The following is a 22230-nucleotide window of genomic DNA, read 5'->3' as shown; positions in this document are numbered from 1 at the left end:
CGTTCGTCTCCCGTCAGCGGACGCTTGCGCGGTAGGTGATGACCAGGCCGAGGTTGGTGAGGACGCTCTTGTCGCCCGAGAACACGAGCGTCCACCCACCTGTCGTGAGGCCCGGTGTGCGCAGGAGCGTGCCGTCCGCCAGCGCCAGGCGCTTGTCCCCGTTCAGCAGGAACTCCGCCTCGCCCTCCCCGGCCCGCTCGTACCGCGCCAGCACCCCGGTGATCTGCCGGCCCGCCAGGCCGGGGAGCTGGTCCGGCGTGATCGGCAGGTCGAGCTGCGTCGAGTCGCCGTCCACGAACGCCTCCCACTCGTCCGGGAACTCCTCGGCCACGTCGAAGTACCGCGCCGTCGGGTACGGCCGCAGCATGCCCTTCACGGCGGTCGCGAACGTGTCGCCGCCCTGCACGGCCGTGTATTTCACGGTGACCAGCACGTCCAGCAGCGACGCCGGCACCCGGCCCGCGTCCAGCCGCCAGCGTGACACCGCGCCGGTGCCCTCGAACGGCAGGTAGCGGTCGTCGTCGTACCGCAGCTCGAACAGGCCGTTGTTGTCCCGGCCGTCCTCCAGGTCGGACAGCGCGATCTGCTGGCTCGGGCGCCAGTCGCCACGCAGCGAGTCCGGCATGGTGCCCTTCGGGTCCAGCAGGTACTTCACCGCCTTCGGGTCCGCGGACAGCACGGTCTTGTTGTCCAGCTGGGTGAGCGTCGCGTTGACGCCGACCGGACCGTCCTCGGTGTCGAAGGTGACGCTGACCGTCCGGACCTGCCGGCGGTAGTGGCCGGGGAAGTCGCGGTCGAACAGCTCCTCGGTCAACGCGAACTCGCACCGACCCTCGTTCTTCAGCGCCAGCAACGCCATCGGGTCGAGCGCGAGCAGGGAGACCCGCCTGGTGATCTCCAGCCCACGCGTGTCGCCGGCCACCTGGGCCTGCCCGAGCCGGTCGAGGTCCATCGTCAGGCCGTCGGCCGCGAGCAGGCCGCCCCGCTGGCTGTCCCAGTAGGACGGTCGGATGAACGTCCCGCCGCCACGCTCGAACTGGTAGGCCTTCTCGGCGGCGCGGGCCATGTCGTGGGCGAGGTGGTAGGTCTGGAAGTACAGCCCGGAGAGCTGGCCCACCATCCAGCTGTAGAGCCGCTCCCCCGCGAACTTGCCCGTCAGGAACGTGCTGATCTCCTGGTTCTGCTTGGCCTGCCGCTCCAGCACGGCCAGGTCCCGCTGCGCGACGGCCACCTGGAGCCGCGCGCTCGTCACCTGGTGGCCGAGCTGGGCGACATCGGCCTTCGCGGACGCCAGCTGGATGCGCCAGTCCTCCTCCTGCCGCTCGTAGTCCGCCCGGACGCCCAGCACCTCGCCGAGCATGCTGAACGCCTCGCCGAGCGTGGACGACACGTCCGCGCCGGTCGAGAGCGAGTCGCCGAGCTGGTCGCCGCCGAAGGCGGTACCGATGATGAACGGTCCTATGTAGACCTGCGGCGCCACGGCCGCGATCGCGGCGCCGATCTTCAGGCCGCTCGCGACGAAGTGCGCGGTCGCGCCGACCGACATCATCGCGAGCTGGGCGATCTGCATCGGGGACATGCCCGTGGCGATCAGCTGCGTGTAGTGCGTGACGCGCTCCTCCGCGCCGGCGAGCGACGCCAGCGCCTCGGCGACCCCCTCCTCGGCGATCGCGACCTGGTTCTCCTTGATCGCCCTCGTCAGGTCGAGGATCTCCGCCTCGTGCCTGGTCTGGAGCAGCGACAGCTCCTCGTTGTCGCGGCGTTCGAACGCGCCGAGCAGGTCGCCGCCGAGCTGCTTGAGCCGCTCGGCCAGCTCCTGTGCCCTGCGGTAGAGGAAGGTGAACCGGTAGGCAGGCAGCGGTGTCGCGAGCGCGGCGATGACCTGTTCCGGGGACGCGCCCTTCGCGACGCCCTCGACCAGCGCCATGACGTCGGCCGGCGGCTCGAACAGCGGCACGGGACGGCTGATGCCCATGATGTCCAGCGACGCCCTGATCTTCGTGAGCCGGTCGGCGACCCGGTTCCAGTACTCCACGAACGTGGCGTTGTCCGGCACGTAGAAGTACGGGTTCGCGACGCCCGCGTGGACCGCACCGGAGCTTTCCAGCAACGCCCCGTTGGCCGTCAGGTGCGCGACCTCGTCACCGCCGTCGCCGTCCAGCCCGTCGTAGGACGTGGCGGCGGGCAACGCCCTCAGGCCCGCGTCGTACAGCCGCTGCCCGAGCAGGTCGTGGGCGAGGATGTAGAGCATCCGCGCCTCGTCGATGCTCTCCCCGGTGTACTGGCCGAACAGCATGTCGGCCCACGCGACCAGGTTGTCGAGGTAGGCCATGACGACCGTGCGCCGGTAGGCGGCCGGGCGCAGCGCCGCGATGGCGTGCGGGTCGAACGGGTCGTCGCGGTAGGCGGCCATGAGGCCGGCACGGTCACCCATCAGGCGGTACTGCCTGCCGAGGAACCCGAGCATGTCCACCCGTTCGGCCAGACCGCGTCTCGCCTCGCCGGCCGCCAGGGTGGCCAGCCTGGCGCGCAGGGCGTCGAGGCCCGTCGCGGCCAGTCCGGCGAGGTCGTCCAGCTCCTGCCTGGTCAGGTCGCGGACCTGCCGGAACGCCGGCGCCATCGGCTCGACGACGGCGAGCACGTCTTCGAGCAGCCTCGTGAGCGTGGCGTCGGCGAGTTCGGCCGCGTCCGCGCGGCAGCCGAGGACGAGCGCGTCGACGTCGACCGCGAGGAACGGCAGGAACCGCCAGTACCGCTCCCGCTGGGTCGGGTCGAACACGTACTCGTACCAGCGGCGGGCGTCGTCGAACCGCTGCGCGGCGCTCAGCGCCCGCGCGATCAGCATCGGTGCGTGGAAGAAGATCTCCCAGTAGTAGATGCCGTTCGAGCTGTCGAAGTCCAGGTGCGACCCGACGGGCACGCCTGCGGTCGCGGTCCTCGGCAGCACCCGCACGGTCGTCGCGTCCGACCTCGTCGAGCTGAACGCCGGCAGCTCGTCGATCTCCTGGGTGTCCGGGGCGAGCAGCGCGTCGATGCCGCCGACCAGCAGCCGCCGGTTCAGCTCGTACGCCGTGGACGAGGTCAGCCGGACGATCTCGTTGGGCAGCGCGGAGATCTCGTACGGCCGCGAGACCGCGTCGGTCGCCGGGTAGGCGGAGTAGTTGGTGCCCATGAAGAAGAACAGCGACGACGTCGTCTCCACCACGCCGGAGAAGTCCTTCGGGAACCCGGCGGGCAGGCAGCGCCAGCTGCCTGCGATGGGCCGCATTGCCGGCTTCGTGTCCAGCTCCTGGTCCTTCGGCAGGATGCCGTAGCTCGAACCGCTGAACACGTAACGGAACCCGTCCCTCGTGAACACCGCGCTGACCGGCTGTGCGAGGGTCTTCGGGTAGCCGGGGTCGACGTAGTCCGGGATGGTGCCGTCGGTGTTCAGGGTGTAGCGGATGAACTCCTTGTCGCCGGTCAGGTACAGCTTGCCGTCGGCGATGTGCGCGGACACGATCTTGCCCTTGGTGTTGAACGCGTTCGCGACCCGGCCGAGGTCCTTGTTGTTGCCGCTGGAGCTGTCGTTGCCGCGCCGGATCCGGTAGCCGCCGGCCGAGTTGTCGAACGAGAGCACACCGACGGTGCGACCGAGGTCGGCGAACGGGCCGGCGACCCGGTCCTTGGGCAGGCCGCCCTCGCCGGACAGCTTGCGGGGGTCGTGTGCCGGCTTCAGCTGGTCGTTCAGCGTGACGTAGTAGTCCCCGAACAGGAGGTAGATCTTGCTCTCCAGCTCGACGATCGCGTCGATCGCGCCACCGACGACCAGCTTCTCCGCGTCCACCCGCCGCAGCTTCGGCAGGTTGTCCAGGTTGCTCATGACGAGCTTCGGGAACCCGCCGTCGAGGGTGCCGAACGCGGTGCGGGAGTAGGAGTAGTACTCGTCACCGGAGTACAGGTAGACCTGGTTGCCGCGCACGAAGACGGCGTCGACCACGCCGGTGCGCAGCAGCGCGGTGCCGACGATGCCGAACCGCTCGACGGTGTTCTTCCTCGTCCGCCCGGCCGCCGCCTCGCCGTCGGGCGCGGTGACGTACTTGTCGGCCGTGTCGAAGAAGTACCTGGTGCCCGGCTTGTCCCGCAGCTGGAAGCCTGCCGCGACCCCCGACCACGTGGTGGGCAGGAGGTGCGCGTTGCCCTGTGCCGGGGTCAGCTCCGCGGGGGCGACCGGCGCGGACACCGGGCGGCACAGGAAGCTGCCGCCCTTGTGGTCGACGGCCGACCACGAGCCGTCCACGGTGTCGGCCGGCGCGTTGAAGCGGACGACCGCGACCGGGTCGATCGGGGTGGTGGCCGGCTCGTCGAACAGCCCGGACAGGTCCGCGGGACGGGGCGGCGGGACGGTCTCCGTGGCGCGCATCCCGTACAGCTCCGGGGTGAGCGTGAACGCCGAGGTGACGTCGGTCTCGCCGGCCCTGTACGTGCACTGCACGATGATCGAGTCGTGCGCGCTCACACCCGGCACGGTCCGCGAGGCCTGGACGTACAGCCCCAGGTTCGTGACCTGCCCGGTCTGCTCGGTGTCGACCGCGAGGAGCTGGGCTGGCACCCACTCCCGGTTCAGGTTGTAGAACGAGTAGTAGATCTTCACCTGGTAGACGGGCGGCGGCGCGGAGACCGCCTGTCCGCCGTCCTTCGGCTTCGTCGTGATCGTCGTGTTGGAGGGGTCGTCGAGCGTGACCGCCTCGACCACCGGCCAGAACACGAACACCCGGCCGAAGGCGTGCACCGGGTCGACCCGCTCCGCGTCGATCTGCACGTCCACCTTCAGCCACGGCTCCCAGGTGGCCGAGAGCTTCTCGCCGTCACGGAACTGCGCCGACCGGTAGTAGTACCGGCGCGGCGTGGTCCTGGTGCGGCCGAACAGCACGAGCCTGCGCTCGCCGTCGGGCGCGCCGTCCTCGGCGTACACGTAGCCGCCCGCGATGGCGAGCCGGGACACCTCGGTGTACTCGTCGAGGTAGCGCTTGTACGCCGCCTGCGCGGTCTCGTTGGTGATCTCGGTGCGCAGCAGCTCGTCCTCCAGCGCCGCGAACGCAGGCGTCTTCGTGTCACGCAGCTCGGGACGCAGGTAGTTCTCCGGGTACAGGAAGACCTTCCGGTTCGCCTCCCACATCCGGTAGTTGCGCATCCAGGACCACCAGGTCTTGATCCGCGCGCGGACCTCGTCCGGGTCCGCGTCCGCCGGCAAGGTGACGGTCTCGAGGTCGAGCAGGTAGCGGTGCAGATACAGCTGTGTGGCGGCGATGGCCTCCCGGACGCGGGACGTGGTGCCGGCCGGCCCCATGTCCACGTCGATCAGGTACCGCTCGAACAGCTCACGTGAGCCGCCGGGCTCCGGGGCGATGGCGGCGACGAGCGCGTCCCGCCGCAGGACGTTCAGCTCGTTGTGCGCCTGCGCGGCCAGCTTCGGCCACTCCGCGGGCGCGGTGTGGCGTTCGAGCATCCCGTACAGGGCCGCCGAGGCCTCGGCCAGTGCGGGCTCGTCGAGGTCGTGGAGCTTCGACCACACCTCGGCGTGGAGGCGTGACGGGCCTGCGCCGATCTTGCGCGCGGTGGCGAACAGGTCGACGAGCGCGAGCACGAACTCGATCTCGAAGACCTGCTCCTCCGGCGTGCGCTCGGTGAGCAGCCCGCTGTTGCGCCGCGCCCAGCGCAGCTCCTCGGCGTCCCAGCCGAACAGCTCGGTCAGCCGCTCGTACGGGTCGTCGGCGCCCTCGACGAACAGCGCCGCGAGGCCCTCCGGCCGGGAGCGGACGAGGTCGACGAAGCGGGTGGTCGTGTGCAGGTCGGACAGCCGGTAGTCGGCGGTGCCCGCCCAGCGGTGCCGGAAGTCCTGCGGGTAGGTGCGGTCCACCACCTCGTAGGCGCCCGAGTAGCGGACGTACCGCTCCCCCTTGGTGAGGTAGGCGCGGCCCTCGAACGTGAACGCGCCGTCCACGCCCTCCTCGAACTCCCACGGCAGGTCGCCCCAGTCGTCCTTCACCGTGCGGGGGAAACCCTGGTCGACGTACTCCAGCGGCACGTTCGCCGGGTAGCGGACGTACTGGTCGCCACGGAACACGTACAGCTCACCCGTCGGCGCCACGAACGCGGCGTCGAGACCGCCCGCGGTCAGGTCGTTGCGGACCCTGCCCCACACGGCGTCGACCCGCTCGGCGCCCTGGCCGCGCACGAACTCCTTGCCGCGGAACAGGTACGTCGTACCGTCCGGGGCGCGGAAGGCGGCGTCGACGCCGTCGGTGAACGCGTCGGGCAGCCTCGGCAGCCCCAGCTCGTCCGCGAGCGCGGTGAGCGGCTTCGGATAGCCGTCGTCGACGTGGGAGTGGTCGGCGGTCGAGTAGCGGATGTACTGGTCCCCGGAGAACAGGTACACGCGGCGGTCGGCGACCATGGCCGCGTCGACCGCGCCGGACTCGACGAAGGTGTTGCGGGGCCTGCCGAGCCCCTCCAGGGTGTAGCTGCCCGTGAGGCGCGGCGACACGGTGTGGCAGACGCCGCCGACGAGCACGTTGATGGTGCGGTCGTTGCCGACGACCGCGGAGATCGGCCGGTCGAGCGCGTCCTCGAAGGACTCCGGCAGGTTCCCGAACGGCTCCTCCGTGCGCAGGTTCACGGCGATCTTCTTGGGGTACCCGGCGTCGATCGCCCGGTAGGACGGGCCGGTGTAGCGGACGTAGCGGTCGCCTGCGAACAGGTAGGTGTACTGGCGCCACACGAAGGCGGCGTCGACCGTGCCGCCGTCGGTGACGAACGGGTTGCGGGACAGACCCCACCGGTCGCGGGTGGGGGCGAGCGGGGCGAACGCGCCGGCGGTGAAGGCGGCGTAGGTGTCGTCGAAGAAGAAGTAGGTCGTGCCGTCCTTCGCGGCGAACGCCGAGCGCAGGGTGTCCGGCGCGTCGACACCGTCGGCGAAACCGGGGAACAGCCGGGCGATCGGGCGCACCACCGACCAGTTGCCGGTCTTCGAGTGGTGGGAGACGCAGTCCTCGCCGCTCAGCAGGATCAGCGTGTCGCCCTCGACGAGAACCGCGTCGGGGAAGGGGAACCCGTCCGGTGCGCCGAGGAGGCCGTCGTCGGCGACGGCGGGGTAGCCCGCGTCCGGCCTGGTGTAGTCGGTGCCGGAGAAGACGAGGTGGCGGACCATCCCCTCCACGTCCGGGTGCTCGAACACGTAGGTCTTCTCGCCGTGGACGTACGCGAGCGCGACGCTCTCCAGACCACCCCAGTGGTCGGCGATCGGCTTGGGGTCACCGTCGATCGTGGTGCCGTCGTCGAGGTAGACGACGAACTGGTCGCCGCTGAACAGGTAGGTCCTCCCGTCGCGACCGACGAACGCGGCGTCGACCCGACCCTGTTCGTAGATGGTGTTGCGCGGCCTGCCCCACTCCTCCGCGAGCGGGTAGGCGTGGTTGAGCTGGGTGTTGAAGCAGCGTTCCTTCTTGAACAGGTAGGTGTTCCCGTCCGCACCCGTGAGGACCGAGTCCAGGTGGTCCTGGAACTCCGCCGGGACCGTGCGCAGTGTCCTCGGGCGGAAGGTGTTCGCGACCGGGGCGCCGCGGTTCTCCAGTGCGGAGCGCTTCTCCCAGCCGTCGTAGTAGCCGTTGGTGATGACGCTGCCGTTCTCGATGAAGGCGCAGCGGACCTCGGTGACGCCGAGGTCGTCGTAGCGGCGGTAGGGCAGCGCCGAGACGGCGTGGCAGCGGTCGCCGCTGAACAGGTAGGCGGTGCGGCGGTCGGCGAACGCGGCGTCGACCCGGTCCAGCCGGGTGTCGAGCGCGGCCAGACCCGGTTCGGTGTTCAGCGCGGAGAGCGGGCGCGGGTAGCCGGGCTGGACGCGGGCGTAGTCGGCGCCGAGGTAGCGGACGTACTGGTCGCCGGAGAACAGGTAGGTGTAGACGCGGTCGACGTCGACGCCGTCGACCTTCTCGGTCACCTCGGTGACGAGCGTGGCGTCGACCTGGCCGGTGCGCTGGATGTTGTTGCGCACGTTGTCCCAGTGGCCGGCGACCCGCGCCGGGTAGCCGTCGTCGACCTCGGTGGTGTCGGCGGTCGAGTAGCGGATGAAGTCGTTGCCGCGGAACAGGTACGTGCGGCCGTCCACGCCGACGAACGCGGCGTCGACCTTCTCGAACGGCACGCTGTCCCAGTTCTCCCGCAACGACATCGGCTCCGACCACCAGCGGTGCCGCGCGTCGAAGCGGACGAACGTGCCGCCCGCGAACAGGTACGTGTGGCCGTCGCGGCCGGTGAACACCGCGTCCACCGTGCCGAGGTTCAGGCCGGCGGGCATGTTCCACCAGTTGTCGGACAGCGGCTTCGGGAAGCCCGCGTCCGGCGTGCGGTAGTCGCTGGTGCCGTAGCGGACGTACCAGCGGGTGCCCTCGCCGAACACCTTGGTGCGCAGGCCCTCCACCTTCACCGTGAGGGTGATGCCCTCCTGGGTGCGCAGCCGCCACGGCGCGGCCGTGCCCTCGACGCCGGTGAGCGCGAGGCCGTGCTCGGCGAACCGGTTGCGCAGCCTCGGGGTCAGCGTGCCGGTGGTCAGGTCGTCGCGCAGCTCGGTGGTGAGGTCGAACAGCAGGCCGCCGGTGCCGAACAGGTAGGTGCCGCCGTCCATCACGAACGCGGTGTCCACTGTGGACAGTCCACCCCAGTCCGGGCCGATCGTCCTCGGGTAGCCCGCGTCGACCAGCGAGTAGTCGGCCGTGGAGTAACGCAGGTAGGAGTCGCCGCTGAACAGGTAGGTGCGGCCGTCGAGACCGGCGAACGCGGCGTCGACCGTGCCGCTCGGCAGGACCGGGGGCAGCACGCCCCAGCGGTCGGCCGTCGGCACGATCTCGGTGCCACCCGAGGAGGTCCGGCCGCCCTTGAACAGGTGCAGGACGCCGTCCGGGCCGGTGAACGCGGCCTCGACCCCGCCCTCGAACGGCGCAGGGACGTCGTGGATGCGGCGCGGGTAGCCCTCGTCGACCCGGACACCGGCGTTCTCGATGCTGTCCGAGTACCGGACGACCTGGCCCTTGGCGAACAGGTGGACGGCCGACGCGCCGGAGTACGCGGCGTCCACCGAGGTCAGGCCGTCGAAGTCGCTGCGGACGCGACCCCACCCCGCCGAGCCGGTGAGCACGTGCACACTTCCGTCGGGTGCCTGGAAGGCGTCGAGCGGGCCGGTCAGCGTCGCCGCCACGCCCTCACGCGCGCGCCACTCCGCGACCGGGCGCGGGTAGCCCTCGTCGACGTGGGTGTAGTCGGGGGTGGAGTAGCGGATGTACTGGTCGCCGGCGAACAGGAAGGTGTGGCCGTCGGCGTCGGTGAACGCGCCGTCGATCCTGGCCGGCGCCGTGAAGTTGTTCCTGACCTTGCCCCACACCTGTTCCTGCGGCGCCCACCGGGTGCCGCCCCGCTGCCGCGTGAAGGCCAGGGACGTGCCGTTGTCGGTGTGGCCGACGAGCCACTCGACCCCGGACGGGAGGGTGAAGGCGGCGTCGACGCCCTTCAGACCCGCCAACCTCGGCGACAGCTCCCCCAGTGGCCGTCTCGCCGGGCTCGTGAGCGTGAACGTGCCGGCCGCGTAGGTCCAGTAGCCCTCGCCCTCGAACAGGTAGATCGTCTTGTCGTGGCCCTCCAGCAGGGCGTCGAAGGAGCTCACGCCCGGCGGGAGCGTCAGGTTCTCCGGGTACTTGCCGACGAGGTCCTGGTCGCGGAAGACGGCGACGACCTCGGTCGGGTCGAGACCGAGCTTCGCGGCGAGGGCCGCGAACCGGCGGATCCTGCGGTAGGCGTTGCGGAAGTGCGGGTCGGTGGGCGGCACGCCCGCGTCGAGCGCGGGTGCCACGAGCACGTCGAACGTCTCGTCCCGGCCGCCGGTCACGGCGTCGGCGATGGCCGCGGCCGTCTCGGCGGGGATGCCGAACGCGTCGGCGAGGACGTCGTCGACGGCCCGGCGCTGCTCGGCCGCGCGGACGTCGAGCCGGTCGACCACCTCGTTGACGGCGCCGGTCAGCTCGTTCGCGACCGAGTGCAGCGCGAAGAAGACGTCCTGTGCGTAGTCGCCGAGGCCGGGGAGCGCGAAGCTGAAGGCGTTGTTGACGTTGCGGAAGTACGGGAGCCACTCCTCGTCGACCGCGAGCGCCTCGGTGACGTAGCCGGTCTCGAGGAGGTGGGCCTTGACCGCGACCACCTCCTCCTCGGTGAAGCCGAGGTCGGCGAGCGTCGCCACGTCGAGCCGGTAGGGCAGTTCGTCCTCCAGCACGACCGCGATCCTGGCCGCGACCAGGTCCTGCTCGGCCTGGGTGAACCCGCCGCCGAGGTCGGGGACCGCCGTCTCGTCGACCACCCGGCCGCCGGTGGTGTACGGGCCGGCCAGCGCGTCGACGACCCGCTTGCTCATGGCCACGTCCGCGACGCCGGTGAAGTCCTCGACGGTGAACGTGTCCAGCTCGCTCTGGAAGGCGCGGAGCTGGGTCTGCACCGCGTCGAGCACGGCGCGGCGGCGCGGGTAGAACGCGATGGCCAGGGCGAAGTCCGCGAGGGGCAGGGAGACCAGGGCGGCCTTGTCGCGGTAGTCGCCGTTCTCGTCCAGGTAGCCGTTGAAGGTCAGGCTGTCGGTGAGGTCGAGCAGCTCGGCCGTGGTGAGCCGGAGGTCGGCGAAGATCTCCGGGTCGATGGCGAGCGGGTCGGTCCGGAACCGGGTGAGGCGGTCGTCGATGAGCGCGCGCACGCCCTCGGTCGCGTCGGCGAGGTCGGCGTTGACCTCGAACAGCTCGACGTTGTCCGCGTCGAGGAAGAACTCGGGGTCGGTGAGGTCGCCGTTCTCGTCCAGGTAGCCGTTGTAGACGAGGTTGTCGTACAGCTCGACCTCGCGCTCGGGCAGCAGGCCGAGCGGGGTGAGGTCGGACGGGAAGAACGCGGCGGTGCCGTTGACGACCGAGCTGATCGTCTTGAACAGGGTCTCGCGGTAGGGCTCGAAGTCGCTCGCCAGCTGGAGGCCCTCGGTGTCGACGACCGCCAGCACCCCGTCGTCGTACAGGTGTCCGATGTGGACCATGTTGCCGAAGAGCTTGTCCCGCATGCGTTCCCCGAGACCAAGCCCCTGGAAGTCCTCCTCGGCGAGCACCCCGAGGTCGGTGACGGCGTCGTAGGCGGCGGCCGGCGTCCTGGCCAGGTCCAGCCGCAGCAGCCGGTCGTCGGCGGGGGCGACGACCGCGTCGTCGTGGGCGGTGAGCACGTCGTGCACGACCTTCGAGGCGCGCTCGCCGAACCGGTCGCCGGTGAACAGCGCGTCGTCGAAGGACACCTGGTCGAAGGCCTCGACGAGCCCGTCCACCAGGGCCGTCACGGCGTCCTCGTCGGTGTCGGGGCGGCCACCGAGCACCTCGGTCAGCTCCCGGCCGCCGAACCCGGCGGCCTGCGCCCAGGCGACGACGGCGAAGAGGGTCTGGGCGAGCCACAGGCCCTCCGCCGGGTCGCCACCGGCGAGGATCGAGAAGCAGTCACGTGCCGGGGCGGTGTCACCGAGCACGGCGAAGCTCGTGTGCCGGCGCAGCGCGGGGTCGCTGTCGATGGCGACGAGCACGTCGAACAGCTCGTCGGTGCCGACGCCGAGCGCGGACGCGAGCTGCCCGGCGCGGCGCAGGAGCCCGATGGCCGCCAGTCCGACGTCACCCTGGTCGAAGGGGCTCGGGCTCGTGCCGGCGTAGTGCTCGCGGTAGCGGCGGACGATGGTGGCGATGTCGGCCTCGGCGACCTCGATCCAGTTGGCGAGGCGGAAGCGGTAGTCGTCGTTGCGTGCGGCGAGGATGTCGCCGGAACAGCCCTGGACCTCCTCGTCCTCGATGGGGACGACGAGCCGGCAGACGTCGGTGACGGCGAGGCCGTGCTCGCGGTGCAGCCGGACGACGACGGCGACCGTGCGGAGCGAGTCGAGCCTGCCCCGGCAGCAGTGGGCGACCACCGCGCTCAGGTCGGTGAGGCCGAGACCGGTCAGGCGGGCGAGCCGGATGATCCGGTTGGCGAGGTCGAGCCAGGCGTTGGTGACCTCCAGCCCTTCGGTCATCAGCTCCCGCACCTCGGGCCCGGTGAGCCCGGTCGCCTCGGCGAACCGGCGCGGGTCGCGCAGCTCGGCGGGCGGTGCGCCGTAGCGGGCGGTGAGCCCGGCGTCGTCGGTGACGGACGTGGTCACGACGGCCACGTCGTCGGCGGACAGCCCCAGGAACTCCCGGGCGGCGATGTCGTGGTCGATCACCGGGGAGAACAGCCGGTACAGTTCCAGCGGCGTGACCTGCAGATAGTGCAGGTATTTCCGGATCTCCTCGTCGTGTAGCGAGAATGGCAGCACGAGCGGGTGGACCCGCTTACGGAGAATGTCGTACGGAGACTCTCCGACGAGACGTTCCAGTACTTCGTTGACAATATCCAGATAGGGCGTCTCGGTGAAGGTGTGCTCGGCGTCGAGGAGGACCTGCCCGAGGTCCGGCCGCCGCTCCAGGAGCGCCCGCCCGTCGAACGTCCCATCCAACAAGGCAAGTAGGTCAACGAAGTAGGCCGCCGGCGAGTACACCGACCTGGCGTCGTCGTCTCCCCGAAAGTCCAGCGCCCCGAAGAGCTCCGCATAGCTGGGAGACGACTCGTCTCGTATCACTATTTCCTCCAGAAGGAAAAAGAATGGCGTGGATGGCACTACACATCCGAAGATCGACCAGCGGCCCCGGCGTCGCCCTAATGTCTGACCATCGACCCCACCCGTAACGGCCTGGCCGCACCGAGTCCCGATTTCGGTGAGTTTTCGGCCGAACGTCGTGATCCACTCCGCCGGCCGGCCGCAGCCCGTGAGCCCGCCGGACCAACCACTCTCCCGCGACCCGCCACCCCGCTATGGCTCACGTCACAGGACCGGGTTCCCGGCAATTGCGACATGCCGACGTAACACCGCAGATACCAGACAGTTACATAGGTGTCTAATGGACCTGCACGTTCAGTGACAGACCGTGTACGGAGGAGGGATCCGATGTGTGGGATCACCGGCTGGGTGGCCTTCCGGCAGGACCTGCGGACCGAACGGGACGCGCTCGACGCGATGACCGAGACCATGGCCTGCCGGGGGCCGGACGACCGGGGCACGTTCACGACCGACCACGCCGCCCTGGGGCACCGGCGGCTCGCGATCATCGACCTGCCCGGCGGGCGGCAGCCCATGCGGGTGGACCTGCCGGACGGGCCCGTGGCGCTCGTCTACTCGGGTGAGACCTACAACTTCACCGAGCTGCGGGACGAGCTGCGCAGGCGCGGCCACCGGTTCGACACGTCGTCGGACACCGAGGTCGTGCTGCACGCCTACCTCGAATGGGGCACGGCCCTCGCCGAGCGGCTGAACGGGATGTACGCGTTCGCGATCTGGGACGGGCGCCACGACAAGCTCGTCATGGTGCGCGACCGGATGGGGATCAAGCCCTTCTACTACTACGAGACACCCGACGGCGTGCTCTTCGGGTCAGAGCCCAAGGCGATCCTCGCCAACCCGGCCGTCGAGCCGACCGTCACGCTCGACGGCATTCGCGAGCTGTTCGGGTTCGTCAAGACGCCGGGACACGCGGTGTGGGACGGCATGCGCGAGGTCGAGCCGGGCACGGTCGTCACCGTCGACCGCCGCGGGCCGCGCACGACCCGGTACTGGAGCCTTCGGACACGCGAGCACACCGACGACCGGGACACGACCGTCGCGCGGGTGCGGGAGCTGCTCGAGGACATCGTCGCGCGCCAGCTCGTCGCGGACGTGCCGCGCTGCGTCCTGCTCTCGGGGGGCCTCGACTCGTCGGCGCTGACGGCCATCGCCGCGAAGCAGCTCGGCGAGCACGACGAGCGGGTGCGCAGCTTCGCGGTCGACTTCGCCGGGCAGGCGGAGAACTTCGTGCCGGACGAGATGCGCTCGACGCCGGACACGCCGTACGTGCACGACGTCGCCGAGCTGGCGGGCACCGACCACCAGGACATCGTCCTGAGCGCCGACGAGCTGGCCGACCCGGAGGTGCGTAGGCGGGTCGTCCGCGCACGTGACCTGCCGACCGGGCTCGGCGACATGGACGCGTCGCTCCTCCTGCTGTTCAGGGCGATCCGAGGGCACTCGACCGTCGCGCTGTCCGGCGAGTCGGCCGACGAGGTGTTCGGCGGGTACCGGCAGTTCTTCAACCCGGAGGCCCGGGAGGCCGACACGTTCCCGTGGCTGGTGCGGTTCGCGCGTCACCGGGGCGAGCGGGGCGGGCTGCTCGCCCCGGGGCTGCTCGAGAACCTGCGGCTGGACGACTACGTCCACGACGCCTACCGGACGTCGGTGTCCCGCGTCGAGCCGCTGCCCGGCGAGTCGGCGTTCGAGTCGCGGATGCGGGAGATCTGTTACCTGCACCTGACGCACTTCGTGCGGATCCTGTTGGACCGCAAGGACCGTGCGTCGATGGCGGTCGGGCTGGAGGTGCGGGTGCCGTTCTGCGACCACCGGCTCGTCGAGTACGTGTACAACACGCCGTGGGCGCTGAAGAGCTTCGACGGCAGGGAGAAGTCGCTCCTGCGTGCCGCGACGGCCGACGTGCTGCCGCGGTCGGTCGTGGAGCGGGTGAAGTCGCCGTATCCGTCCACACAGGACCCGGCGTACGCGAGGAAGCTGCAGGAGCACGTCCGCGGCATCGCGGCCGACCACCCCGTGTTCGAGATCGTCGACCGCACGCTGGTCTCGCAGCTGGCGGCCGCCGGGCAGGTGGTCGGGCCGATGCGTTACGCGCTGGAGCGGACGCTGGACCTCGCGCTGTGGCTGGACATGTACCGGCCGGTGCTCAAGCTGTCGTGAGGACGAAGAAGCGGAACTCCCGGCCGCCTGCGATGCGGCGCTCCATCTCGTAGCCGGGCCAGTTCCGCACGGCCAGCGCCCAGATCTCGGCCCGCTCGGCCGCGTCGTCGACCCTGCGGGCCACCACCGGCAGGGTCCGCCCGCGCACGATGATCGTCGCGTGCGGGTCCGCCGTGAGGTTGGCCGTCCACGCCGGGTGCGCGGGGCGGCCCCAGCCGGAGCCGATCACCACGTAGTCGTCGCCGTAGGGGGTGTAGACGAGGTCGCTGGCGCGGGCGAGGCCGGTCCTGCGGCCGGTGGTGACGAGCCGAAGCGACGGCATCCCGGCGAGCCCGACGAGGCTGAGCCTGCCCCGGCTGACCCGGTGCAACACCCGGTCGACCGGGATGATCACCGGGGCGAGCTTCATGGATCGTGGGTGGCGGCCCAGCCAGTGGGCCACCTTGGTCAGCGGGTTCACCTGGCGCCCCTCGTTCCACTGTGGACGCATGCCCGCGCCCGCGTGCGGCGATGCTAGCGGAACGCGCCCGGTCGGGTGTGACGTCCGGTACGGTCGGTTCATGCGGTTCGGGAGACGGCGGCAGCGCGAACGAGCCGAACGGGCGGCCGTGGAGTCGGAGGCGGACGCCGCACCCTGGTACCAGCTGGCTCGCTGGCTGCTCCCCGGCCCGCAACCCCGGACGCCGCCGTGGCACCAGGAGGACGCGATCCGGCCGTACCGGGGTTTCCGCAACGGCAGGGCCCGCCTTCGGCCCGATCCGTCCGGCCTCGGCGAGCCCGCCACCCCACCCCGCGAGACCTGGCCGGAACCTCGGGCGAACGATCCCACCCTCGACCCGATCCTCGGCGACGAGGACGACGAACCGTGGGCCCCGACGCACTGAAGGCGTCCTTCAGTGCGTCGGGGCGGTCACGTCATGTCGGGGATGGCGTCGATGACGTCCTGGGGGACGGTGCGGACGGCGTAGCCGATGGCGCGGGCCGCGCGGAAGCCCGGGTCGTTCTCGTTGGGGATGCGCTTGCGGACGGCGATCGCGCCTGCCTGGTTCCACACCACCACGAACACGGCGTCGCTCTTGTCGCCCTTGATCAACTGCATGTCGTCCTCCATCTCGTCTGCTTCGAGGCCGGCGATGACCCGGGCACGCGTGATGATCTGCGGCAGCTGCGCGATGCGTGCGTCGCCGGGGCAGACCTTGCCGTAGTCCTCGGTCCACACCTCGCCGCCCGACACGAGCCCGGGGAAGGCGTAGGTCGCGAAGTTCCCGGGGATGCCCTGGCGGTGGTAGCCGATGCCCCGGCTGCCCGGCCTGCTGTCCGGGCAGGCGACGAGCGGGATGCCGTGCGTCGCGTACGCCCACGCGCAGATCTGGGCGATGGCCTCGACCTGCTCGGGGGTGAACGCCGGGACTGCGTGCCCGTCCGCGGTGTTCCACGGGCCGAACTCCGGGCCGGAGTCGTCGTTCTCGACCGCGATCACCCGGTGGTTGCCGTTGCCGTTGGCCACACTCCGGTACACGGTGTCCCGCGACTGGTAGATGTGCCCGTCCGCCCTCGTGGAGAAGTGCGCGGCGGACGCGGGTGGGTTACCCACGATCGTGTGTAGACAGACGACGTCGAAACGGCTCATCCGGAGTGCTCCGGCCCCTACCACGGGCAGATACTCCACACCGGGCATAACAGCCATGTCGGCTCACGCTCCACGGGGAATGGTCACCTGTCATCGGAGTCAATCGCTGCGACGACTGTAAACGTGTCCTCGGCCCGGTCAGTGACGGGCGCCGGCAGGCTGTGTGTGGACCGTCGCCCGCGCCAGCCTCGGCACGGCACTGATCAGGCGGCTTTCGACGTGGTGGGCGATGGTGTGGGCGTCCGTCACCGTCAGGGCCGGGTCGACCTCGACGTCGACCTCGGCGGTGAGGCTGTGGCCGTGCCAGCGGATGCGGAGCCAGCCCGCGGCGCGGACGCCGTCCGTGCCGCGGACGACGTCCTCGGCCCTGGCGGTCAGCTCCGGGTCGACCGCGTCGAGCACGCGGCCGAACACCTCCTTCGCCGCACCCCACAGCACCGTGAGGATCATCGCCGCGATGGCCAGGCCGACGACCGGGTCGACCCACCGCAGGTCCAGCGCGGCACCGCCCGCGGCGACCAGGACTGCCAGGCTCGTGAAGCCGTCGGTGCGGGCGTGCAGGCCGTCGGCGACGAGCGCGGCCGACCCGATCCGTCTGCCGACCGTGATGCGGTAGCGGGCGACCAGCTCGTTGCCCGCGAAACCGACCACACCCGCGACCGCGACCCAGCCGACGTGGGTCATGTCGCGGGGGTGGACGATCCGGTCGACGGCCTGCCAGGCGGCGAGCGCCGCCGAGGACGCGATGACCAGGACGATCACGAGACCGGCCAGGTCCTCGGCGCGGCCGAGGCCGTAGGTGAACCGGCGGGTCGCCGCACGCTTGCCGAGCACGAACGCGACACCGAGCGGGACGGCGGTGAGCGCGTCGGCGAAGTTGTGGAGGGTGTCGCCGAGCAGTGCGACGGAGCCGGTGACCGCGACCAGCACCGCCTGCGCGACCGCCGTGACCAGCAACGCGGCGAAGGAGATCCACAGCGCGCGCATGCCGTCCCGGGTGCTCTCCAGCTCCCGGTGTCCGTGACCGTGACCATGGCCGTCACCGTGTCCGTGCATGTCGGGCACAATACGTGCTCATGTACGCACGCGACAACGATGCAACTGCCAGCGACTGGCAGTGGCAGGATGGTTGCTCATGTACGCACGTGACGCCGGGCCGGACGCGCCGCACTGGGGGGAGCTGCCGCCTGCCGAGGAGATCGACGTCGCGGTGGAGTCCTTCCGCATGCTGGCCGACCCGACACGGCTGCGGATGATGTGGCTGCTGTCCGGCGGGGAGTACGACGTCACGACCCTCGCGGCCGCGGTCGGCATCGCTCGGCCCGCGGTGTCACAGCACCTGGCCAAGCTGCGCCTGACCGGGCTGGTGACCACTCGCCGCGACGGCAGGCGAGCCCTGTACCGCGTGCGTGGCGACCACGTCCGGCGCATGCTCGCCGAGGCGCTGGGGACCGCCCAACACCAGGTCGCGGACCTTCCCGACCACGACTAGCGCGCCCTACGTGCCCGGCGCCGCGGGCCTCGTCACCCGGGCACGCAGCGGCAGGTCCTCCACGGACGTGCCGACCAGCACGTCGAACCCGCCCGGCTCGTGGTGCCAGCCACCGCTCGCCAGTCGGCGAAAGCGCGGTCGTGGCCACGGGACGGGTCGCGCTCGTCCCACACCGCGCCGCGCACGCCGGACGGGCCGTCCGAGACGAGCATCGCGCGAAGGCCGATCGTCTCGGACGGCCAGGTGGTCCAGAAGTCCCGGCCGGTCAGCAGGCCCACCTTCTCCTCGAGGGAGAGCCTGTCGAGCAGCGTCGTCAGTTCCCGGTCGTCCGGTTCAGGCATACGACCAGTATCGGGTGTGGAGCACTCAGCCGACGGGGTTCCAGCCGTCGGAACCCGCGAGGTACCGCTGGGGGGTGTAGTTCGCGGCCTGGGAGTCGGCGAGCTGCGGGCGGTTGCTGCCCGTGCCCGCACCGGCACCGGTGTTGCGGTACTCGGTGAAGCGTGCGTTCTGCCAGGCGTTGCCGGACATGTCGGTCCACGGCTGCGAGGTCTTGATCACGTTGTCCAGAGTGGACTCTCGGTAGAGCACCTGCGCGGTCGGCCCCCACGGCCTGCCGAGCTGGGTGGTGCCCGCGGCCGAACCACCACGGATGTGGGACTTGTAGACGAGGAAGCCGTAGGTCTTGCCGGAGGCCGTGCGGGCGGCGGTGATGGGTGCGCCGGTGGAGCGCTTCTCGTAGATGTCGCAGCCGTTGAGCACGGCGGTGCCGCCGCCGAAGATGAAGTCGACGGTGCCCTCGATGTAGGAGTTGACGACGTAGGCGCGTGCGGAGTCGTTGATGAGGAAGGTGTCCTGGTCGCCGAGCAGCCGGACGTTGTTCAGCACGGCGCGGTCGGAGTTGAGGTGCAGGGCGAGCGCCTGCGGGTCGGCTGGTACGGAACTCTCGTTGAAGTCGTTGGAGAAGGTGAGGTTGGTGGCGAGGAAGTCACGTCCGTAGACGAACACGGTCGCACTGTTGAAGGTGCCGCCGTTGTTGTAGGCGGAGTGGTTGTTGACGATGACCACCTGCGACGGCGACGACCCGAGCCCCTGCAGCGTGATCAGGGGTTTGTTGGCGGGGATGGTCACGATCTCCCGGTAGGTGCCCGCCTTGATGGTGATGGTGGTGCGGCTGGTGCTGTTGGTCGGCGCGGCGTTGACCGCGGCCTGGACGGTCCGGTAGGTGGCCGACCCGTCGGCCGCGACGGTGAGCGTCGCCGCCTGGGCGGTCGCCGGGGCGAACACGACACCGGCCAGGCCCGTCGCGAGCGCGAGAAGACTTCCGGAAAACCGGGATACGAGGGAACGAGACATCACCAAAGCTCCTCCACGTTGAGAAACCCACATGTGATCGCTAACACCTACGCATGAACGCGCGCGGCGGCGGCCGCGCAGAGCACCAGGCCCGCGACGATTCCGACCGCTGAGACAACTATCCGATGGCGGTTAGATGCAGGGAACGCCATCGCACAAGTGATGTGAACGTTAACACACCGTATCGGGGCAGACAAGCCCACCACGCTCACCGTCCTTTTCGGACAGTTCGGCGAACGGTTTTGCCCCGTAAGCGCATGTGACGGACAAGCGGGTACCACCCGTCCAAATCGGTCATGGACTGCCGGCGCCCCCGGCGAATGCCTGCCAAGCCGCTGACCTCGGCGAACCATCCCCTGCCGCCCCCGGTCGGCACCGCGCGGACGTCCGGTGAGAACCGGACCCGGTGATCGCTCGTATCGAGTACGAGGGACCGAAGCTCGGGAGGAACGCGTGGCGGGACGAGGGCAATCCCCGGTTCGGGCGATGGTCACGGCGGTGGACGTACTGATCGTCCTGTTCGTCGTGCTGACCGTCGCCGTCCGGCTGGGACCGGCGGGCTGGCTCGCCGGCATCGCGTACGCGGTGCTGGGGTGGGCCGTGCTCGCCGACGGAATCCAGCGCTACGGCATCGAGAGGCTCGACACGGCCTCGCGGGTCACGCTCGCCAGAGCCGTGGCGGTCGGCGGGGTCGCCGCGCTCGTCGTGGAGACCACCGACCCCCGGCCCGACCCCGTGCTCGCGCTCGTCGTCATCTCGGTGGTCGCCCTCGCGCTGGGGCTGGTCAGGCGGGCGGAGGACGAGTTCGCCAGGAGGTTCGCCGACGAGGTCGACGCCTTCCTCGTGCTGGCGCTCAGCGCCTTCGTCGCGACCCGGCTCGGGGTGTGGGTCATGGCCATCGGGCTCGCGCACTACCTGCTCCTCGCCGCGGGACGGTGGTTCACCTGGCTGCGCGGGGACCTGCCGCCGCAGCGGACCCGCACGATCGTCACGGCGGCACAGGGGTTCGTGCTCACCGCCGTCGCCACGGGGCTGCTCCCGACCGTCGTCGCGATCATCGTCACCGCGCTGGCGCTCGGCACCCTCGCCGTCCTCCACGTCCAGGACGTCCGGTGGCTCCACCAGCACCGCGAGACCGCGCCCGAGACCGAGACCGACACCGCCGAGGAACCCCGCACGAAGACCAGGTGGGTGCTCACCGCCCTCGCCGGGCTGCTCGTGCTCGCCGCGCTCGTCGGGCCCAACCAGCTCGGTCAGCTCGGGCTCGCCGCGTACGCCCGCATCCCCGTCGAGGGGCTGATGGCCGCCGCGCTCGTGCTCGTCCTCGGCACCAGGGCACGGCGTGTCGCCGTCATCGTGATCGGCGCCGGCCTCGGCCTGCTCATGATCGTGAAGTTCCTCGACATGGGCTTCTACGAGGTGTTCGACCGCCCGTTCCACGTCATCTTCGACTGGACGTTCTTCGGCCCGGCACTCGACTTCGTGGTCACCTCCGTCGGGCAGGTCGGCGCGGTGCTCGCGGTCATCGCCGTCATCCTGCTCGTGTTCGCGATCATGGTGCTGATGGTCTTCGCGGTCCGGCGGCTCACCCGCCTTGGGCTCGGGCACCGCAGCCGCGCCACGCACCTCCTCGCCGCGCTCGGTGTCGTCTGGCTCGTCGCCGCGCTCTCCGGCGTCCAGCTCACACCGCAGGAGCCGATCGCGTCCCGCAGTGCCGCCGACCACGTCTACGACGACGTGCGCCAGGTCCGCGAGGGCCTCACCGACGGCAAGACGTTCGCCGCGCAGGCCGCGGACGACAAGTACCGCTACACCCCGGGCAAGGACCTGCTCACCTCCCTGCGGGGCAAGGACGTCCTGTTCGTGTTCGTCGAGAGCTACGGGCGGGTCGCCGTCGAGAAGTCCGACTCCGCGCCGGTGATCGACCCGGTGCTCGACGAGGGCACCGAGGAGCTGAAGTCGGCGGGATTCGACTCGGCGAGCGCGTTCCTGACCTCCCCGACCTACGGCGGCGGCAGCTGGCTCGCCCACGCGACGCTCCAGACCGGCCTCTGGGTCGACAACCAGCAACGCCGCTTCACGCTCAACGAGCTGGACCGGATGACGCTGTCCATCGCGTTCAACCGCGCGGGCTGGCGCACCTCCGGCGTCGTGCCCGCCAACACCGAGGACTGGCCCGACGGCGACATGTACCACTTCGACAAGGTGTACGACTCGCGCAACGTCGGCTACGAGGGCCCGAAGTTCGGCTACGGCCCCGTGCCCGACCAGTACACGCTCCAGCGGTTCGAGCACGACGAGCGGCGCAGGTACGGCCCGGTGATGGCCGAGATCGACCTGGTCTCGAGCCACACCCCGTTCACGCCGATACCGACCATGGTCGACTGGGACAAGGTCGGCGACGGCTCGGTCTACGACCCGATGCCCGCCAAGGGCCCGCAGGCGGGCGACGTGTGGCCGGACCCGACGAAGGTGCGGGCCGCGTACACGGCGTCGATCAAGTACTCGCTGCAGTCGCTGATCTCCTACATCAGGACCTACGGCGACGACGACCTGGTGGTCGTGTTCCTCGGCGACCACCAGCCCGCGCCGATCATCGCGAGCCAAGAGGGCACCCGCGACGTGCCGATCACGATCGTCGCGAAGGACCCGGCCGTCATGAGGGACATGCGGGGGTGGGGCTGGGACGAAGGCCTGAACCCGAGCCCGAAGGCGCCGGTCTGGCCGATGGACCAGTTCCGCGACAGGTTCCTGGCCGCGTACGGGCCGCCGAGCGGGCCGGGGAAGACCGACACGCACGCCGCCTCACCCAGATAGGCGAGTCGGCCTCGTCCTGAGGTACGAGGCCGACTCCGTTACGCGGGTGGAGGT

At 70.6% G+C, this 22230-nt stretch carries 10 protein-coding genes; 4 read left to right on the top strand and 6 right to left on the bottom strand.

Going from position 1 to position 22230, the window contains the following annotated elements:
- Positions 1-13: 13 nt before the first annotated feature.
- Positions 14-12685: a Tc toxin subunit A-related protein gene (locus tag CLV71_RS00670; protein WP_166663858.1), complete on the bottom strand. Its 12672-nt coding sequence runs from the start codon at positions 12683-12685 to the stop codon at positions 14-16.
- A 366-nt stretch (positions 12686-13051) separates the two neighbouring features.
- Here CLV71_RS00670 and asnB point away from each other — a divergent pair, with 366 nt between their 5' ends.
- Positions 13052-14881, top strand: coding sequence for an asparagine synthase (glutamine-hydrolyzing) (gene asnB / locus CLV71_RS00665; RefSeq protein WP_133900580.1), 1830 nt, complete (start codon positions 13052-13054; stop codon positions 14879-14881).
- On the opposite strand, the gene CLV71_RS00660 is transcribed toward asnB, so the two are convergent.
- Complete coding sequence (locus CLV71_RS00660) at positions 14868-15371, bottom strand: nitroreductase/quinone reductase family protein (RefSeq protein ID WP_243866121.1); 504 nt, start codon at positions 15369-15371, stop codon at positions 14868-14870. The genes asnB and CLV71_RS00660 overlap by 14 nt on opposite strands.
- A gap of 70 nt (positions 15372-15441) precedes the next feature.
- On the opposite strand from CLV71_RS00660, the gene CLV71_RS00655 reads away from it, so the two are divergent.
- Positions 15442-15765 (top strand): hypothetical protein, encoded by a 324-nt coding sequence (locus CLV71_RS00655; protein WP_133900579.1) that lies wholly within the window; start codon positions 15442-15444, stop codon positions 15763-15765.
- Positions 15766-15791: 26 nt separating this feature from the next.
- On the opposite strand, the gene CLV71_RS00650 is transcribed toward CLV71_RS00655, so the two are convergent.
- Both CLV71_RS00650 and CLV71_RS00645 read right to left on the bottom strand, forming a co-directional pair.
- Positions 15792-16511 (bottom strand): peptidoglycan recognition protein family protein, encoded by a 720-nt coding sequence (locus CLV71_RS00650; RefSeq protein ID WP_166663857.1) that lies wholly within the window; start codon positions 16509-16511, stop codon positions 15792-15794.
- 138 nt (positions 16512-16649) lie between these two features.
- Complete coding sequence (locus CLV71_RS00645; RefSeq protein ID WP_133900577.1) at positions 16650-17567, bottom strand: cation diffusion facilitator family transporter; 918 nt, start codon at positions 17565-17567, stop codon at positions 16650-16652.
- A gap of 79 nt (positions 17568-17646) precedes the next feature.
- Between CLV71_RS00645 and CLV71_RS00640 the strand changes: the two genes are divergently transcribed.
- The gene (locus CLV71_RS00640) at positions 17647-18003 is read left to right on the top strand and encodes an ArsR/SmtB family transcription factor (protein ID WP_133900576.1); all 357 of its coding nucleotides are present in this window, start codon (positions 17647-17649) and stop codon (positions 18001-18003) included.
- A 32-nt stretch (positions 18004-18035) separates the two neighbouring features.
- Here CLV71_RS00640 and CLV71_RS00635 read toward each other — a convergent pair whose 3' ends face one another.
- The gene (locus CLV71_RS00635; RefSeq protein ID WP_208297319.1) at positions 18036-18344 is read right to left on the bottom strand and encodes a hypothetical protein; all 309 of its coding nucleotides are present in this window, start codon (positions 18342-18344) and stop codon (positions 18036-18038) included.
- A 25-nt stretch (positions 18345-18369) separates the two neighbouring features.
- Positions 18370-19359, bottom strand: coding sequence for a pectinesterase family protein (locus CLV71_RS00630; protein ID WP_243866119.1), 990 nt, complete (start codon positions 19357-19359; stop codon positions 18370-18372).
- Between the two features lie 498 nt (positions 19360-19857).
- Between CLV71_RS00630 and CLV71_RS00625 the strand changes: the two genes are divergently transcribed.
- Positions 19858-22176, top strand: coding sequence for an LTA synthase family protein (locus tag CLV71_RS00625; protein ID WP_133900574.1), 2319 nt, complete (start codon positions 19858-19860; stop codon positions 22174-22176).
- Positions 22177-22230 lie beyond the last annotated feature (54 nt).

Origin of the sequence: Actinophytocola oryzae (assembly GCF_004364325.1) — a bacterium.
GTDB classification, from domain to species: domain Bacteria; phylum Actinomycetota; class Actinomycetes; order Mycobacteriales; family Pseudonocardiaceae; genus Actinophytocola; species Actinophytocola oryzae.
Note: the sequence above shows the minus strand (reverse complement) of the source record. Positions and strands in the feature narration are given on the sequence as shown.

Bases quoted from the DNA above. Each gene is read 5' to 3' on its own strand.
- CLV71_RS00650 (WP_166663857.1), bottom strand. From the start codon at position 16,511: ATGAGCCGTTTCGACGTCGTCTGTCTACACACGATCGTGGGTAACCCA.
- CLV71_RS00660 (WP_243866121.1), bottom strand. From the start codon at position 15,371: ATGCGTCCACAGTGGAACGAGGGGCGCCAGGTGAACCCGCTGACCAAG.
- CLV71_RS00635 (WP_208297319.1), bottom strand. From the start codon at position 18,344: ATGCCTGAACCGGACGACCGGGAACTGACGACGCTGCTCGACAGGCTC.
- CLV71_RS00645 (WP_133900577.1), bottom strand. From the start codon at position 17,567: ATGCACGGACACGGTGACGGCCATGGTCACGGTCACGGACACCGGGAG.
- CLV71_RS00640 (WP_133900576.1), top strand. From the start codon at position 17,647: ATGTACGCACGTGACGCCGGGCCGGACGCGCCGCACTGGGGGGAGCTG.
- CLV71_RS00630 (WP_243866119.1), bottom strand. From the start codon at position 19,359: ATGTCTCGTTCCCTCGTATCCCGGTTTTCCGGAAGTCTTCTCGCGCTC.
- asnB (WP_133900580.1), top strand. From the start codon at position 13,052: ATGTGTGGGATCACCGGCTGGGTGGCCTTCCGGCAGGACCTGCGGACC.
- CLV71_RS00655 (WP_133900579.1), top strand. From the start codon at position 15,442: ATGCGGTTCGGGAGACGGCGGCAGCGCGAACGAGCCGAACGGGCGGCC.